Raw genomic sequence first — 17,003 nt, 5'->3', positions numbered from 1 at the left:
GAATTGACTTAAAAGAAATCAAACGAACAGAAAATGAAATATTTTTGTTTGACTATCTTCTCTCAATCCGTAAAGTAGCCACCAACGCAACGGGGTAGAGCCCTGAAGCGTAATAAAAGGCGCCTTGGCAGAGTGGCTATGCAGCGGATTGCAAATCCGTGGACCTCGGTTCGACTCCGGGAGGCGCCTCCATTATTCTTTTGAGAGCGAATGGCTTTCGAGAATAAATGCGACACTAGCTCAGTTGGTAGAGCGCAACCTTGCCAAGGTTGAGGTCACGAGTTCGAACCTCGTGTGTCGCTCCAAATTATTCAGATATGGCTATGGCGGTATCTCGATGCCAAGTGCATCAACTTAAAACCAGCGAAAGCTGGTTTTTTTGTATCTGAAGACTGATAAATTCACACCATCTCTTTTTCATTACCTGTGAGCTTAGCAACCCCATCTCTGTCACGAGTTTCTGATATTAAGTGTGACCCGATGTTTCGCACCTCAGCCAATTTCAGTTTACAATACGGGCTTCCAAAGGATTTGACGAAGACGCATGAGAAATACCGACGATTACATCATTTTTTATCACTTGATCGAGCAAGGTTCATTCAGTGCTGCCGCGAGACATATGTCACTGACCAAATCGGTCGTCAGTAAACGGATTGCCAAGCTTGAACAAGAGCTTGGTGTACAGCTTCTCTACCGAACAACGCGAACGCTAACGTTGACTGAAGCAGGACGAGCGTTTTTTACTCATGCAAAAGCGGTTTATCAAGCGGTGGCAACGGCGGAAGAATCCATTGTGGGTTTAGGTAAAAACTTATCTGGAAACATTAAAATTTCGGTGCCTACTATCTCTGGTGAATTAATTCTTCCTCAAGTGATTAATGAATTTAATCAGAAATACTCAGACATCAATATCGATATGGATCTAGATAATCGTTTCGTCGATATCGTGAATGAACGTTTTGATTTGGCAATTAGAACGGGTGTGTTGCCAGATTCTAGTCTGATTGCAAGAAAGCTGGTGGATGCAAATTGGATCATTTGCGCGTCACCCCAATACCTAGCTAAACATGGCATACCTAAACAACCTCAAGCCTTGGCTAAACACAATTGTTTAGTCTATTCCTACCAAGAAACCGGAGCGCATGAGTGGGCGTTTAAAGATGGAGACGAGGTATATCAAATCACCGTCGACGGTAACCTCTGTACCAACAATTCTTCTGTATTGAGAAATGTAGCGCTGTTAGGGCAGGGAATCATCTATGTACCGCGTGTATTGGTTTATGAAGACTTAAAACAAGGCAGTCTGATTCAGTTATTTAAAGACGAAACCGCCAAATGTTTGGGTATTTATGCGGTGTATCCCTACACTCGTCAGCAACCAGAAAAAATTAAGATCTTTATCGATCATCTATACTCAAGCTTTCAAAGTCAAAACCATCGATTTTAAGCCAATAACTCAACACCGATCGTTATATTGGTGTTGAGCTTATGTTTCCATCTTCATTTCTAAGAATCCTCTTAAATTTAGGGGCTTACGCTTCTCCTCGTTTTCTTCACTAATATTGATAACAAGATACCCCGCACAACTGTTAACAAATGGTTTTGCTATTGTTTCTTTTAAGAAACGGTCTGTTTCTTACATTAAATTTCTCAAATGTGAAAGATAAGTGACAGAAAAATAAAGAATTATTTTGTTTGTTGTTTATTGATTACGTATTGTTCGTCCGCCTGACATAGACGCAGAGAAATGGACTGCTTATAGTGGCTCAAACGCCATGCCTGCCGCTAAGCGGTGTTGTGAGCGAAGTACAATAACTAGAGATACGGATATGAAACAAAAGCAGCTGATTGAAGAATTTAAAACCATCGTGGGGGAAGAAAATGTTCTAACCGACGAGGTTAAAACGAAATATTACCGCTCGGGGTTTCGTTCGGGTAGTGGTAATGCGCTTGCTATCGTGTTTCCTAACACTCTTCTAGAACAATGGAAGATTATTAAACAGTGTGTTGAAGCAAACTGCATCATTATCATGCAGGCGGCTAAAACAGGTTTAACAGAGGGCTCAGCTCCGAGTGGTAATGATTATGATCGCGATGTGGTTGTGATCAATATTACCAAAATCAAGAAGATTCACTTATTAGATGGTGGTAAGCAGGCGGTTTGCTTGCCTGGTGCGAGCTTACACTCTTTGGAGAAAGAGTTGAAGGCAGTGAACCGAGCACCGCATTCTATCATCGGTTCTTCATCGCTAGGTGCCACTGTGGTCGGTGGTATCGCTAATAACTCAGGCGGTGCGCTAGTTAAGCGTGGTCCTGCTTATACGGAACTGGCGATCTACGCGCAGGTCGATAAGCAAGGCCAGTTACATTTGGTGAACCACCTTGGTATTGAAGGATTAGGTGAAACGCCAGAAGAAATTCTTACAAACCTGCAAGAAGGGAACTTTGACCCAGCGAAGATCATTCATGATGAGCGAATGGCATCAGACAAAGAATACGATGAACGTGTTCGAGACGTGACTTCTGACATTCCTTCTCGCTTTAATGCCGATGAACGCCGATTATTTGAAGCCAGTGGCTGCGCTGGTAAGTTGGGGGTTTTTGCCGTTCGGGTTGACAGCTACCCAGTACCCGAAAAAGAGCAGGTTTTTTACCTTGGCACCAATGACCCTGCGAAACTAACGAAGTTGCGAAAAGACTTCTTATCTACGTTTGATAACTTGCCTGAGATGGGAGAATACTTGCATCGAGATATCTTCAACATGGCAGAGAAGTACGGCAAGGATGTGTTCTTATCCATCGACTTGTTAGGTACAGATAAGTTGCCAAAAATGTTCGCACTTAAAGCTAAGGTAGAAAATTTCTTAGAGCGCATCCCATTTGTCAGTAAATATCTACCAGACACCATTTTGTACTACGCGAGCAAGTTGTTCCCACAACATTTACCAGAACGAATGCTGGATTTCCGTGACAAGTATGAGCATCACCTGGTATTGAAAATGAGTGATGGTGGTATTGCTGAGGCGCAAAAATACCTCAAAGAAGTTTGGGCTGTTGAAGACGACTGTGATTTCTTCGAGTGTACGCCGGAAGAGGGTAAAAAAGCTTATTTACATCGCTTTGCAGCAGCAGGTGCAGCAATTCGTTACGAGACGATTCACCGAAAAGACGTAGAAGACATCGTTGCACTTGATATTGCTTTGCGACGTAATGATGAAGAGTGGCTAGAAACTTTGCCTGAAGAGGTAAGTAAGAACCTTGTTCAAGCGCTCTATTATGGTCACTTTATGTGTTACGTCTTCCATCAAGATTACATTTTCAAAAAAGGGACTGACACGAAGTTGATGAAAAAGCTGATGCTAGAGCACCTCAATAGCCGTGGTGCCAAATACCCAGCAGAACATAACGTGGGTCACTTGTATGAAGCTGAAAACTCGTTGCAGAGGTTTTACCACGAATTAGACCCAACCAATACCTTTAACCCTGGTATTGGTAAAATGGACAAATATAAGCGCAATTGTAACTGCTGTGCGTAATGTGCTGTCTCACCATGATTAATAATCGTTGTTCATCGTTAAAATGATGAGCATAAGATAAGCCCTGATGACACTTGTGACATCAGGGCTTAGTGTTTTGGGTCTTTTATTGATGACTGGTATCGGCGTTGAAACAGCGACTAAAGAGCACGTACTGCGGCGGCGGCGATGATGCCTGCTGCAATTGCGGGTAGAGGCTTTTTCACGATGAACATGACAACGGCAGTAGAAAACAGTGCTGCTCTAGCACCGTTATCACCCTCTACTGCTAGCGGAGCTAAAAGCGCAACCAATACAGAGCCTGACATCGCAGTAATGAAACGTTGAACCCGTTCGCTAATTGGAATGAATGACATTACATACACTCCGCCCCAGCGGGTTATGAGCGTGACTAGCGCCATAGCGATGATGATAAGCAGTGTGCCACCTAAGGTTGTTTCGATGTTCATGCTTTCTTCTCCTTCCAACAAGCACCCAAGACTCCGCCAGTAATGGCGCCAACCACTACGTGGCTATTCTCTGGCAAATACCAATACGCCAACATAGAAGAGGCTGCTGCTATGGCCCAAATTGCAAAGATTCTTAAGTCTTTCGGCCCGGCTACCACCATAGACAGCAGGAAGCATCCCATAACCATATCGAGCCCGAGGCCCACCGGATCTTTGATTGCGCTACCAAAATAAATGCCGATCCAGGTGCCCACAATCCAAAAAGACCACATCGCTAAGCCGCCACCAACAAGCAAGCCAAAGCCTGGTTCTTTTCTACCAAATGCATTGAGTGCCATTGCCCAGTTGGCGTCTGATGCAACCAGCATTACACCGTAACGTTTTGTTGGTGGGAGTTGTCGTAACCATGGATAAAGTGTGGCTCCCATCAAGAGGTGACGAGCATTAATAGCAAATACAGTAATAAGAACTGGAATGAGAGGGACTTCTGCTCCCCACATTTCTAACGTGGCAAATTGTGAAGCACCGGCGAAGACCAGTGTGCTCATCAACATAGTGGGAAATACATCTAGTCCAGTCTGTACGGCAGCAACACCGAAAGCGAGGCCAAATATGACCACGAACATAGAGAGAGGTAAAAGTTGGGTGAAGCCGTTCCAGACGTCAAGCCGATTAAATTCGTGCAACTCAGTGGAGGAGCGTTGAAGATGTTGAGTATTTTCTGTCATAGAGATACCTAGCTAGCAGGCAAAGGGGCAGTGCCATACGAGTGTGTTTGTTATTCTTTTGTAAACTTCATGTTTAACATCAATTAGAGGGGCTTTCAAACACTAAGTGCTATATAAAAATGAGCCATCCAAGCGGCTTTAAGAAACAGAGTGTAGAGAGTCGCACTTGGTAGTGCTAAAGAAGAGTAAAACAACAGAAATAGTAAGCTCTGTTTAATTGATAGAATCACGAGCTAGTACAAATTAGTAGATAAGAAAGAAAGCGAGCACCAGGCTCGCTTTTTCGCTCTGTTACGAATAACTTAGTAGGTTTATTTTACGTAGACACGAGGGTTCGCGCTTCCCCAAACCGTATATAGTTCAGGGAAGATGACTTCTGCGTGTTTTTCCATCTCAGCAGCTGAAATCGTTTTGCCTTGTTGGGAGCCAAACAAAACAACTTCAGAACCAGGCTCAACATCTTTGATACCTGTAACATCTACCATTGTGGTGTTCATTGAAGCAACGCCCGCAACTTTTGCACGTTGGCCATTGATCAGAACTTCTGCTGTATTCCCCATTTTTCGTGGATAGCCATCAGAGTAACCAACAGGAATGTTCGCCATTAAGCTTTCTTTGCTTGTTGTGTAGCTGCTGTCGTAACCGACTGTGCTATTTTTTGGCAGGTGGTGAACGGATGCCACGCGTGTTTTGAAAGACACGATAGAAGGGTACTCAGGGTTAGTTGGTAAGTCTCCGTATAAAACGCCACCAGGACGAACCATATCAAGCTGGGCCTCAGGAACATTAAGCGCGGTGTAAGAGTTTGCTACGTGCAGTAAAATGTTGTCGCGTTTTAGATTCGCTTCTTTAATCAGCCATGCAGAACTGTCTTTGAATGAAGCTAACTTTTGGCGCACGTCGTCTGCATTGTAGTTAGGGAAATGAGTCATGATACCAACAATATTAACGCCAGCTTGTTGAGCGATTTCTAGCGCTTCTTTCTTGCCCGCTTCTGTCGTCATATCAACACCATTACGTCCCATACCACCGTCGTTAAGAGCAAGGTGAACTTTGAGTTCTTTACCAGCTTTCTCGGCTAGTTTAGACAGTGCTTTAGCTTGCTCTGCTGTGCCTATCAACTCTTCGACATTTAGGTCGATTGCGGCTTCAATCTCGCCAATATCCGCTGAGCGTACACGCATGAGTTGGCCTTTAAAGCCACTGTCGCGAACAGTTTGTGCTTCGGCGTTACTTGCAACGGCAACGCAAGGAATTTGTTGTTCGATAATGGTCGGCATCAGGCCTGCGATACCATTACCGTATGCGTCGGCTTTCATCACGGCGCAGATTTTCGTTTTGCCATCCATGTGCGATTTAAACTGCTCAATATTATCGCGGAACTGACCTAAGTTTATTTCTAGCCAAGCGTTAGCACCTTGAACTTGCTCTGCTTTTGCTGCTGTATTGCTAATTTGCAGAGGAGCAGCAGTAGCTTGCATTACAGGAACCGCGATTGCAGCAGCGATAGTCAGTGATAGTAAGGTTTTATTTAAGCGCATAAAGTCTCCGTACGCGTTTTTTGTATTGGTTATGTTATTGAGTACTTGGGGAAAGTACCTGACGAAGTAAAACGCTCCAAGTGGTGCTTTGGAGCGTTTGTTAAGATAGTGATTTAATATATACCTAAATATACCTCAGTGATGACATTCAATTTAAGCAAATCGGGATTGATTTGATATCTACTAAGGTACCCACTGAGTTTAACTCAGTTTAAAGCGGCTCATTACATCTTTAAGAGAAATGGATAGCTGGCTTAGTTCGCGGCACGCCTGTGCGGTTTGCTCCGAGCCTTGCGAGACCTCTTGAGATGCCAAATGTATGTTTTCAATGCTGCGGTTAAGCTCTTCCGCAACGGAGTCTTGCTGGTTACAAGCCGTGGCGATTTGGGTACCCATGTCTGAGATGTCCGAAATCGAATGCTCAATGTCGCTTATCAGCTGTTTTGATTGAATGCCTTGTTCTGCACATTCTGAGATACTGGTTCTAGAAAGTTCAGTGGCTGATTTTGCGTCTTTTGCAAGTGATTGTAGCTGCTCAATGATCGAAGTGATTTCACTCGTTGAATCTTGCGTACGGCCGGCAAGAGTTCGAACTTCGTCTGCAACGACGGCAAAGCCACGACCAGACTCACCAGCACGCGCCGCTTCAATGGCTGCATTAAGTGCAAGTAGGTTGGTTTGATCGGCGATGTCGCGGATAACATCCACGATCACGTTAATTTTATTCGATTGCTGTTCAAGCTCTGCTACGGTATCGCCTGCAGCGCCAATTACGTTTGAAACTTCTTGAATCGCGTCAACCATACCTTGGGTTTCACGAACACCGTGTTGTGTGCGGCGGTTTGCTTCGTTAGCTTGGTTCGCTGAGTCTTCAGTGTTACGAGCAACATCGGCTACGGCCGCTTTCATTTCTGTCATTGCTGTTGCGATGTGCGTAATTTGCAGCTGTTGATCTTTCATACCAGACGCAGAAATATCGGAGATTTGGTTCATCTCTTCGACAGCGCTGCTTAACTGAGTAACTGCAGCAATCACATTATCGATAACTTGGCGTAAGTCGTCTTGCATCTTAGTGGTCGCGTCTGCCAGTTCACCAAGCTCGTCATTGCCGATTGCTTTACGGTCAATGTCACTTGATAGATCACCTGTCGCGATGGCATTTGCTTGCTCAACAACAAGTTTAAGTGGGCCACAAATTAGGCGAGTCAGCACGTATGTCATGCCTACCATGATCAGTAGAATAATCACGTTACTTGCAATTGAAGAATTACTCAATCCATTTACAGAGGACAGGATATGAGTTTTGTTGCTATCCATAGCTTCTTTAAGGAGACGGATTAGTTCGCCTAACTCTGAGTCAACCGCTTCGAAAGCAGACAAAGAGTTCGCCAAAATAGGGTGGGCCTTGCTTTTGTCGTTAGCTAGCATCGCTTCATTGTACTGGTCCATAGTAACCAAGTACTTTTTCCACTGACGCATAAGACGCTGGTAAGTTTGCTGCTCTTCGCCAGGCCAGATAGTTTCACCGTAAGCGTTGAGCTCTCTAGTGATCTTTTCGCGTTCTCTAATATTGTTAGAAATTTTAGTTTTGACTTGGTCTGCGTCTTCATAAGTGTACGCAGCAAATTGAGCTCGGCGCCAGCGAGACAAATGATCTCGAATCGAATCGACCCTTTCCATTGCAGGAAGCGTATCATCGGTATAGTTTAAAAGCTCAGATTTGATGCTTTTGAGCTCTGTAGATAAAAACACGCCAAATGCAATGTTGACGATGGCAATGAGTAAAAACGATAGCGATATCTTTTTCGCTATAGAAAGATTCTTGATAGACATTAGTGATATACCTTGTTTTTCTTATGTTGTGTCGCCAAAGTAAACCACATCCTTATATGTGATATATGTCCATTAAATTACTGCAACTCGTGTAACGTATCATTATTTATTGATATTTTCGATAATGAATTGAGCTTTGTTTGAAAATAAAAAAAGTCAATGATTTTATAAAGGTACGACCACATTCGATATAAAGTTATCGGTAACAAAATATGATGTTCTGTACGCAGTCGTGCCAAGAGTAGGGAATCAAATTGTTACAGATGTTACAGCGGTGAAAAGATCAGCGTTCATAACGTGATAGTCGCGTGTTTACCTCGAAGCAGTACGGGCACTAGTATGCGTATGACTTAATAGACAATGAAAGGGAACGGGTGCTTATTGGTCTAATTGAATGCCAAATGTACTAGTCAGATCGCTTTTTAAGCACTTAAATCAAAAAGATAAAATTTATTGTTGACCAGATAAATTAATCCGTTAAAGTACGCCTCGTTCTCACGGCAAAGGTCGATGAGACAGATGGTGTCTAACCCATCGCATGATTGCGTTGCCCTGGTGGTGGAATTGGTAGACACAAGGGATTTAAAATCCCTCGGCGTTCGCGCTGTGCCGGTTCAAGTCCGGCCCGGGGCACCATCAAAATCTTTGGTGACAGAGATAAAAAATCAGAAAGGCGCCTTGGCAGAGTGGCTATGCAGCGGATTGCAAATCCGTGGACCTCGGTTCGACTCCGGGAGGCGCCTCCACTATTTCGAAAGCCAGTCTTAAATGACTGGCTTTTTTCGTTTTTAGTCTGCGTTTGCGCTTTCCTAAAGTCTCCCATGTTTTGATCACCATTCAATATTTTTAACGCGCTACTCATTGATTTTATAAATGTTAGACAACTCAATAATTGTATAGTGTGATTGGTGATAGTTTCTCTTCGATTGTAATCCGAACTTTTTGTATTACAGGCAGCAGCCTAGCTAGCGTCATAGTTAGTATCGCTTGGTGCGTATATGCAGAAAGGAGGATTCTAGTCCTTAACGTGAGAGAAAAATAATGAAAACATTCAACCTTAAACCTACACTTTTACCCTTAACTTTGCTGCTCAGCTCGCCTGTAATGGCGGCACAAAATGGCACCATGATGCAGTATTTCCATTGGTATGTGCCAAATGACGGTGTACTCTGGACACAAGTTGAAAACAACGCGTCGGCACTATCTGACAACGGCTTTACTGCGTTATGGTTGCCGCCCGCCTATAAAGGTGCTGGTGGTAGCAACGACGTCGGTTATGGCGTTTATGATATGTACGATTTGGGAGAGTTTGATCAAAAAGGTTCGGTGCGCACCAAGTATGGCACCAAAGATCAGTACCTAAGCGCCATCAATGCTGCCCATAAAAACAATATCCAGATTTATGGCGATGTGGTGTTCAACCATCGCGGTGGTGCGGATGGAAAGTCTTGGGTTGATACCAAGCGCGTAGATTGGAACAACCGAAATATTGAACTTGGTGATAAATGGATTGAAGCGTGGGTAGAGTTTGATTTCCCTGGGCGCAACGACAAGTACTCAAACTTTCATTGGACGTGGTACCACTTTGATGGCGTGGATTGGGACGATGCTGGCGAAGAAAAAGCTATCTTCAAATTCAAAGGCGAGGGTAAGGCATGGGATTGGGAAGTGAGCTCGGAAAAAGGCAACTACGATTACCTTATGTACGCTGACCTAGACATGGATCACCCTGAAGTGAAGCAAGAGCTGAAAGACTGGGGTGAGTGGTATATCAACATGACTGGTGTTGATGGGTTTAGAATGGACGCGGTGAAGCACATCAAATATCAATACCTGCAAGAATGGATTGATCACCTACGTTGGAAAACAGGGAAAGAACTTTTCACGGTCGGAGAGTACTGGAACTACGATGTGAATCAGCTGCATAACTTTATCACCAAAACTTCTGGCAGCATGTCTCTATTCGACGCACCGTTACATATGAACTTCTACAATGCGTCTAAATCGGGTGGTAGCTACGATATGCGTCAAATCATGGATGGTACGCTGATGAAGGACAATCCAGTCAAAGCGGTAACCTTAGTAGAAAACCATGATACTCAACCTTTGCAGGCTTTGGAGTCGACGGTTGATTGGTGGTTTAAGCCGCTCGCTTACGCATTTATCTTATTGCGTGAAGAAGGTTATCCATCCGTGTTTTATGCAGATTACTACGGCGCGCAGTACAGTGATAAAGGGCATGACATCAATATGGTCAAAGTGCCTTACATTAAAGAGCTAGTAACACTGCGTAAAGATTATGCGTATGGCAAACAACATTCTTATCTCGACCACTGGGACGTAATTGGTTGGACTCGAGAAGGTGATGCAAATCATCCACATTCAATGGCCGTGATCATGAGTGATGGACCTGGCGGCTCGAAGTGGATGTATACGGGTAAACCAAGTGCTCGCTACGTAGACAAGTTGGGTATCCGAACTGAAGAAGTTTGGACTGATGCGAATGGTTGGGCCGAGTTCCCAGTAAACGGCGGATCTGTCTCGGTTTGGGTTGGCGTTGAATAATCCATTCCTGTGATTTTGATACAGAGTAGGCAATTCTTAATAAAACTTTTCAATGAATCAATGTGTTATTTGATATTCATTCGACAAATGAGTAACTTATATTTGAGCATAATCTAGAGGAAGATAAAGAATGGAATCTATTGCTGATGTATTGGTTGTGGCTATTGTGTTCGGTGCCATATTTGGGGGCGGGATAATAAAGTTAATCTTGAACCATCGTAAAGAAGTAAGAGCGTTGGAGATATCTGAACGTAATACGATGAGCCGAGAAGAACAAGATAACCTTAACAAGCAAATTGGTGACTTGAAGCGACGTGTTGAAGTGTTAGAGCGAATTGTCACAGATAACAAATATCAACTTGAAAAAGAAATTGCCTCTCTGTAGATCACCACTTAATCGTAAAGCCGGCGAAGTCCGGCTTTTTCGTGTCTATACTTCATACCTTTCGGATGTTTAACTCAGCGTTCATCAAAAAAGTCTTTGTCGCGAATGTATTTACTCATAAAGTGATAAGAGAACGGTCGCATTAACCAACTAAATAAGGAGCGCCCAAGCCGTATGAGCGTTGGGGTGTTCTCGTATATTCTCCCGTTATATAACCATAGCATTTTGCCTACATGCCAATACAAAAAAGGTACGGGCGGCATAAAGGTCACGATGTCGATGTCGCAACAAATCCTGTATGTTTTGTGCCCCAAACGGTAGCGTTTCTTAAACGTCCAATCCCCGACAGCGGGCTGTCCGAAAGTGACCACGCGTTTAATGCTTTTTGGGTATTTTTTCTCAATATAGTCAGCAAAAACACTGCCAATCGCGCCACCTGAAGAGTGGCCAGTAATAGTGATTCTTTTTCCCCTGAGAATAAGTGGTACAACGATACCTTCGAGGCGTTCGATCACGGTCAACCCTAACCGATCTTCATTCCGGCTCGGTAAACTTTCTTGGAACAACAGATGATAGAAACCCGCGTGAATGCGATAGTTTAGTCCCAACCTTCGACAGCTTCTCGTCCACATCGCGAAGTTCAACAACCAATCACTGATACTGTGTGAGCCTTTAATCACTACGACCACTTCACTCTGTTTTTTACTCCAGAGCACGCGAATCATAATCTTACCGTGTTCATTTCTAATGACTCGTTGCCCATTAGGATCGAATCCATATTGAGTTTGTCTGAAGACGCGAGGGTAGGCGAGATTACAAAGCACCGCATAGCGCTCGTATTGGTATCGTTTTAATGGTTTCACGTTAACTTTCTTAGTGGAGCCTAACGGTTGACTGTAATTAATGAATATTAAAAATACGTGAACCTTGATTTAGGGTCGGTAGAGATTCTGTGTATTGGTATCGCGAATGAAAGACTCAAACTGGCTTAAATGCGTCAAGATGGTTTGGCGAGAGAGTTCATGATGTTCGCTAAGTACGTTAATTAGCTTTTTCAAAGCCTTACGATCTTGTTTATTGAGATTTGCTGTCTCTTTGAGTTGTGCGAAAAATTCAATTTGACTTGAAGTGTCGTTAAAGTCACCGAGCTTGTCTTGCAATAGTTTTAGTTGTTTCACGTTGTTTTTGTGCTGTTGGGAAGGATAGAGCGTGGAAAATCCTTCTAACAAATAACGCAGCGCTTTGCACTTTATCCGCATCGAATGAATCACACTGTCACGACTTTTGTCCGAGATCTTGCGTCGTGCTTTATCAACTTTTTTAAATTGATCGGAGATTTTTTGGCTTGCGAAGAGTAACGCAGGTACGTTGCTATCCACTCGTTCGTGTTGCGTACTTCGCAGCAGACTATTCCTGACCAAAGTGCAGTGCGTTGTGTATTCTTCTGTAGCTAGCCAACGCGTAACTTTTGCCTGTTCGTAAGCACGTTCGGCTTCGATAAAGCCAAAAAGCTGCTCAAGAGACGATTTGTGGTTTGGGAGCATTTCAATGTATTGTTTTTTGCCCAAGATAAATACGTCCAAATCACGCAGCTTATTTGTTTTCTTCATCATTATTTTTAAATGAGGTTTCAAAATACGCTGCTCAAAAGGAGGGATCAGTTCGCGAAGTAGTAAGCATAGTGAGCGTATGCGCCTTAGTGTGACGCGATACTGGTGTGTATATTCAGGATCCAAGTCTTCGATGACTCCCAGCTCCAGAGAGCGTGCATAATCAAATTCACTAAGGAAGAAGTAAGGCACTACGAAGTCGAGTTCGGAATCAGTGTGTAGCGGTAATTGAAATGATGACTTTCGAAACATGATGAGCGCTTATTTGTCCCCTGCAGTACGAGTTAAGTTTATACGCATACTGCCAATTTGTGCGACTTGTCGATTCCTCATTGACATGAAGTGATGAAGCAAAGTAAACGAGAGCAAAGCATGCTGATGTTCTTGTGAGCAAAATGATCGCCCTTTGTTCGTTTGAGTTGGCTTTTTAACCATTTGAATAAAAAAGACTAATTTTTTGTTGACCAGATAAATTAATCCGTTAAAGTACGCCTCGTTCTCACGGCAAAGGCCACAGAGACAGATGGTGTCTAACCCATCGCATGATTGCGTTGCCCTGGTGGTGGAATTGGTAGACACAAGGGATTTAAAATCCCTCGGCGTTCGCGCTGTGCCGGTTCAAGTCCGGCCCGGGGCACCATCAAAATCTTTGGTGACAGAGATAAAAAATCAGAAAGGCGCCTTGGCAGAGTGGCTATGCAGCGGATTGCAAATCCGTGGACCTCGGTTCGACTCCGGGAGGCGCCTCCATTCTTTTACTTGTCCATGAGTTCCGATAGTAACCTGTAGGATCTCAACTTCTCAGATTGTTCAAACACCATCGTGTTTACCATAATTTCATCTGCCCCAGTGCGTTCCACAAGTTTCTCAATTTTCTGTCTTACATATGTTTGATCACCATGGATAGATTCACGTAATTGAGTTTCAACGTGAAGCTTTTCCTGTGCTGACCATAGTGGTGCCATACTTTTCACTGGTGCGCGAAGTTTTTCGCGATTGCCGCGAATCATTTTTAAGAATTTTTGCTTCTCTGTTGTCGCGAGAAAATCTGCATGTGACTGAGTATCCGCTACGATAACGTTGGCACAAATCATCACATAGGGTTGAGCTAAATGCTCGGATGGGACAAACTCATCTCGATAAAAGTTTAGAGCACGAGACATTGCATCTGGAGCAAAGTGTGCGGCGAATGCGAAAGGTAAGCCTCTCTTAGCTGCTAAACGTGCGCTGTATGTACTCGACCCCAGAAGCCAAATCGGCAGAGATGTGTTGTTACCTGGATAAGCCGCGACTGGTTGATTTTGAGATACGGGACCAAGAAAGAAATTAAGTTCCTCCAACAGCTCTTCAAAGTCAGGATCCATATGCTCTGGTTCCCGCCTTAATGCATGCATTGTTTGGTAGTCGGTGCCTGGTGCGCGTCCTAATCCGAGGTCAATACGACCAGAGTATAATGCCTCTAACGTTCCGAATTGCTCTGCAATAACTAGTGGTGCATGGTTAGGTAACATGATTCCACCTGATCCTAAACGGATCGAGTTCGTGTGCGCTCCAATATGACTGAGTAATACACTGGTTGCGGCACTGGCGATGTCGGGCATGTTATGGTGTTCAGCCATCCAAAACCGATGATAGCCCCAGGACTCTATTGATTGAGCTAATTCAACGGAGCGTTCGAACGTTTCGGTGAAGTTTGTTCCATCGGACACTGGTGCCAAATCCAGAACAGATAAACGAGGAAAAGACATAGGATAGTTATGACCTGTTAATGAATCTTAACTATCATATGGTGGTGAAAGTCGACGTTTAAAAGGGGAGGATTAACCATTCACAATGGATTATTTTTCTTCAATGCCTGGAGAGCGTTTGGCTTACGAGTTTAGCTTTTGCTATGTGATAAAAGCGCCTTTATCACTGTAAGTGGCCACAGTGGTCGATGTCGTTGAATATTCGCATGTAGAACGTTTCCACAGCTACTTTAGATTAAAACATAGGCCTCTTTAACAGCGAACTGCTGTTGTCGACAATAGTGAACGAGCTAGCTTTAGAACGTTTTGACTGATACATAGACTTGTCTGCGGCTGTTAATAATTCATGTACATTCGAGCCATGCTCAGGATAGAGTGCAATACCAATGCTAGCTCCGACGCATAACTCTTTACCTTTAAAATGAATTACTTTTTCTATTTCTTGGATATAACGTAGTGCACATGCAGACAGAGACGCACCTGTTGTGTGTGAACGATGAATAATAATAAATTCATCTCCGCCAAAGCGGCCTACCATGTCTGATTCGTCGATAATACTTGATAATCTACTAGCTACAGATTTTAACACTGCATCACCTGCCTCATGGCCATGGCTATCGTTAATATCTTTAAATAAATTTAAATCTATAAAAAACAAACTAAAACTATTCTCACTGCCTCTGAAATTACACGTAAGCTGGATCAAATGTTTTTCTATTGCTCTACGATTGTAGATATTAGTTAAGGAGTCGTGCTCAGACAAAAATACCAAACTTTCTTTTTGACGATTTAGAACTGAAGTTTGATTCTCTACTTCTTCTTTAAGTTTTGATTTTGATATTGTTGTGTGGTTTAACAATGCCGCCATTTTATTGAAGTAACAAGACAGATTTTCAAATTCCGTGAATTGATTTTCTGAAGGGATTTTATAGTCAAAATTTGACCTGCTTAATTGTTTTATTCCATTTATAAACCTTTGAAAGCTTCTCTTGAACTTTATTTTTATATAAAAGCACAATAGCATAACAACCAGAGAGATAAAAATAATACCTGCTTGAGTGTAATAATTTAAATTTTGTAGTTTTGTAGACTTATTATTAAGTATTTTTTTATAAATATATATTATTTCATTATTCATATCCTGGGATACAATGTTTATTCTGGATTGTATGGCAAGATTTGATTTATTATAATTTACGACTGAATCATAATGGCGATCTTTGTCTAGTAAATGATTATTTTCGTATTGAACTAAAAAATACAGTTCGAGATTCATTTTTTTTAGGTCTTTAGTAAGGTATGAAACATCTTCATTTTGAGATAATAATTCGTTTAATTTGTTATGAGAAATCATGAATTGTGTGAAATTGTTTTTTCCCCTATTTTGAGTGTAAGCCCAAAGATAACTACTTAATGACTCTAATGATATTTGTATGTCCATTATTTGGTTTAATTGTTTCTTAGCTTTATAATCTTCTATTTTTATGAAGCTTATGTATACTATAACGCTGATACATAGTATTACGCTTAGACTGAATAGTGATGCTAAATAGTGGTTTAACGAACGATGCATTTTAATCTAGACCATCAAAATATGAATTGATATAGTTTTCTTTAAATATTTTTCTGTAATTTGGAATCTGTCCTTCTACATATTTTTGTTTTAATGCCCAATTAGCTTCTGATTGTAATGTAAATAATAAAGAATTCGTTAAATTTAATCGAAAGTTATAATCATCCCAGCTCCAAGATATTTCTTCAACTGTTGTGTTAAGTTTTTGTGATAGTATTTTCATTGTTAAATGAGGGTTTTTATCCATCCAGTTAATTGAGTGATGAAGTGACTTTATTATTTTCATTACTTCTTGATCTGATTTTTCAATGTGTATTTCTTTTGATACAAGCAAAAAGTAAAGTTTATACACGCCAATAATTCCTATGTTCTTTACTTCTTCATTTATTCTATTCTTGGCCATAAATCCGTATGGCTCCCAAGTAGATATTGCATCGACGTTTCCTTGCATTAAATGATTTATAATAACCTGCGTTGTTGATGATATTTTTTCTACTTTTTCTAAATCAATGTCACTTACCTGTAGCAACAAGTCTAAGTAATATTCGCTAGCGCTCTTTTTTATTACACCAACCTTTTTTCCTGGTAATTTATCTATACTTTCTATGCCAGACCGCTTTTTAGTTAGCAGCTTAATATCATTCGTAGAAGATGCAAAAGAAGTGATTAATGCTAAATCTTTGTATTCAAAGCTTTTAAACATCAGTACGCTTTCAGAAAAAGTGGCGTAATTAACATGGTTTTCTAGAAGTAGGTTTGAACATTCGACCCCTCCAAAGCACATGATAAGTTCGACGTTTAAATCGTTTTCTTCAAACGCACCTATGTGCTCTGCAATGATAAAAGGGGCTGACAGAGGCGTCTTAGATATACCGATTGTTGTAGGTTTGTGGATAGCATTTGATACCGTTGTTAATTTTAAATAAGCAACTACTAATACAGAAAGAACTAAAATTATGATAACTGTAGAAATCTGTTTTGTATCCATCAAAAACAACTCCCTTCATAATAGTAGTAATTAATCTATCAGTTAAA

General features: G+C 42.0%; 13 protein-coding genes and 6 tRNA genes. 10 read left to right on the top strand and 9 right to left on the bottom strand.

From position 1 onward, the window contains the following. The first annotated feature begins 118 nt into the window (after nt 1–118). The 4 genes from R8O70_RS16635 to dld all read left to right on the top strand — a co-directional run bounded on the left by R8O70_RS16635 (nt 119) and on the right by dld (nt 3,536). Nucleotides 119–192 (top strand) — tRNA-Cys (locus R8O70_RS16635). A gap of 37 nt (nt 193–229) precedes the next feature. Beyond that, a tRNA-Gly gene (locus R8O70_RS16630) sits at nt 230–305 on the top strand. Nucleotides 306–544: 239 nt separating this feature from the next. Continuing rightward, entirely contained in the window at nt 545–1,447 is a 903-nt protein-coding gene (locus R8O70_RS16625) for a LysR family transcriptional regulator (protein WP_258623682.1), read from the top strand. Between the two features lie 382 nt (nt 1,448–1,829). Then, nucleotides 1,830–3,536, top strand: coding sequence for a D-lactate dehydrogenase (dld, locus tag R8O70_RS16620; RefSeq protein WP_054576739.1), 1,707 nt, complete (start codon nt 1,830–1,832; stop codon nt 3,534–3,536). A 140-nt stretch (nt 3,537–3,676) separates the two neighbouring features. Here the strand turns inward: dld and R8O70_RS16615 are convergent, their stop codons facing one another. The 4 genes from R8O70_RS16615 to R8O70_RS16600 form a co-directional block, all read right to left on the bottom strand. Continuing rightward, complete coding sequence (locus R8O70_RS16615) at nt 3,677–3,985, bottom strand: AzlD family protein (protein WP_017820198.1); 309 nt, start codon at nt 3,983–3,985, stop codon at nt 3,677–3,679. Beyond that, the gene (locus tag R8O70_RS16610; RefSeq protein WP_017820197.1) at nt 3,982–4,713 is read right to left on the bottom strand and encodes an AzlC family ABC transporter permease; all 732 of its coding nucleotides are present in this window, start codon (nt 4,711–4,713) and stop codon (nt 3,982–3,984) included. Before R8O70_RS16610 ends, R8O70_RS16615 begins: the two co-directional genes overlap by 4 nt. 311 nt (nt 4,714–5,024) lie before the next feature. Further along, nucleotides 5,025–6,254, bottom strand: a complete 1,230-nt coding sequence (alr, locus tag R8O70_RS16605) for an alanine racemase (RefSeq protein WP_054576738.1) — start codon at nt 6,252–6,254, stop codon at nt 5,025–5,027. A 201-nt stretch (nt 6,255–6,455) separates the two neighbouring features. Further along, entirely contained in the window at nt 6,456–8,087 is a 1,632-nt protein-coding gene (locus R8O70_RS16600; protein ID WP_258623681.1) for a methyl-accepting chemotaxis protein, read from the bottom strand. A 549-nt stretch (nt 8,088–8,636) separates the two neighbouring features. Here R8O70_RS16600 and R8O70_RS16595 point away from each other — a divergent pair. From R8O70_RS16595 to R8O70_RS16580, 4 genes are all read left to right on the top strand, one after another. Further along, a tRNA-Leu gene (locus tag R8O70_RS16595) sits at nt 8,637–8,723 on the top strand. A 36-nt stretch (nt 8,724–8,759) separates the two neighbouring features. Continuing rightward, nucleotides 8,760–8,833 (top strand) — tRNA-Cys (locus tag R8O70_RS16590). 295 nt (nt 8,834–9,128) lie between these two features. Beyond that, nucleotides 9,129–10,652, top strand: a complete 1,524-nt coding sequence (amyS, locus tag R8O70_RS16585; RefSeq protein ID WP_215810396.1) for an alpha-amylase — start codon at nt 9,129–9,131, stop codon at nt 10,650–10,652. Nucleotides 10,653–10,782: 130 nt separating this feature from the next. Further along, on the top strand, nt 10,783–11,037 hold the full coding sequence (locus tag R8O70_RS16580) for a hypothetical protein (RefSeq protein ID WP_005375990.1): 255 nt from the start codon (nt 10,783–10,785) through the stop codon (nt 11,035–11,037). A 74-nt stretch (nt 11,038–11,111) separates the two neighbouring features. On the opposite strand, the gene R8O70_RS16575 is transcribed toward R8O70_RS16580, so the two are convergent. Next, nucleotides 11,112–11,900, bottom strand: a complete 789-nt coding sequence (locus R8O70_RS16575; RefSeq protein WP_005375991.1) for a lipase family protein — start codon at nt 11,898–11,900, stop codon at nt 11,112–11,114. A gap of 69 nt (nt 11,901–11,969) precedes the next feature. Continuing rightward, on the bottom strand, nt 11,970–12,899 hold the full coding sequence (locus R8O70_RS16570) for a CHAD domain-containing protein (RefSeq protein ID WP_104976066.1): 930 nt from the start codon (nt 12,897–12,899) through the stop codon (nt 11,970–11,972). Nucleotides 12,900–13,200: 301 nt separating this feature from the next. Between R8O70_RS16570 and R8O70_RS16565 the strand changes: the two genes are divergently transcribed. Continuing rightward, nucleotides 13,201–13,287: transfer RNA gene (locus R8O70_RS16565), tRNA-Leu, on the top strand. A 36-nt stretch (nt 13,288–13,323) separates the two neighbouring features. Beyond that, a tRNA-Cys gene (locus R8O70_RS16560) sits at nt 13,324–13,397 on the top strand. Between the two features lie 5 nt (nt 13,398–13,402). On the opposite strand, the gene R8O70_RS16555 is transcribed toward R8O70_RS16560, so the two are convergent. The 3 genes from R8O70_RS16555 to R8O70_RS16545 all read right to left on the bottom strand — a co-directional run bounded on the left by R8O70_RS16555 (nt 13,403) and on the right by R8O70_RS16545 (nt 16,956). Beyond that, complete coding sequence (locus R8O70_RS16555) at nt 13,403–14,395, bottom strand: LLM class flavin-dependent oxidoreductase (protein ID WP_258494913.1); 993 nt, start codon at nt 14,393–14,395, stop codon at nt 13,403–13,405. A gap of 235 nt (nt 14,396–14,630) precedes the next feature. Further along, nucleotides 14,631–15,671 (bottom strand): diguanylate cyclase domain-containing protein, encoded by a 1,041-nt coding sequence (locus tag R8O70_RS16550; protein WP_318184270.1) that lies wholly within the window; start codon nt 15,669–15,671, stop codon nt 14,631–14,633. Nucleotides 15,672–15,969: 298 nt separating this feature from the next. Continuing rightward, complete coding sequence (locus R8O70_RS16545; RefSeq protein WP_258624213.1) at nt 15,970–16,956, bottom strand: ABC transporter substrate-binding protein; 987 nt, start codon at nt 16,954–16,956, stop codon at nt 15,970–15,972. Nucleotides 16,957–17,003 lie beyond the last annotated feature (47 nt).

The sequence above is a fragment of the Vibrio sp. 779(2023) genome (genome assembly GCF_033344285.1).
Classification (GTDB): domain Bacteria; phylum Pseudomonadota; class Gammaproteobacteria; order Enterobacterales; family Vibrionaceae; genus Vibrio; species Vibrio alginolyticus.
This window is presented reverse-complemented; position numbering and strand designations above follow the sequence as displayed.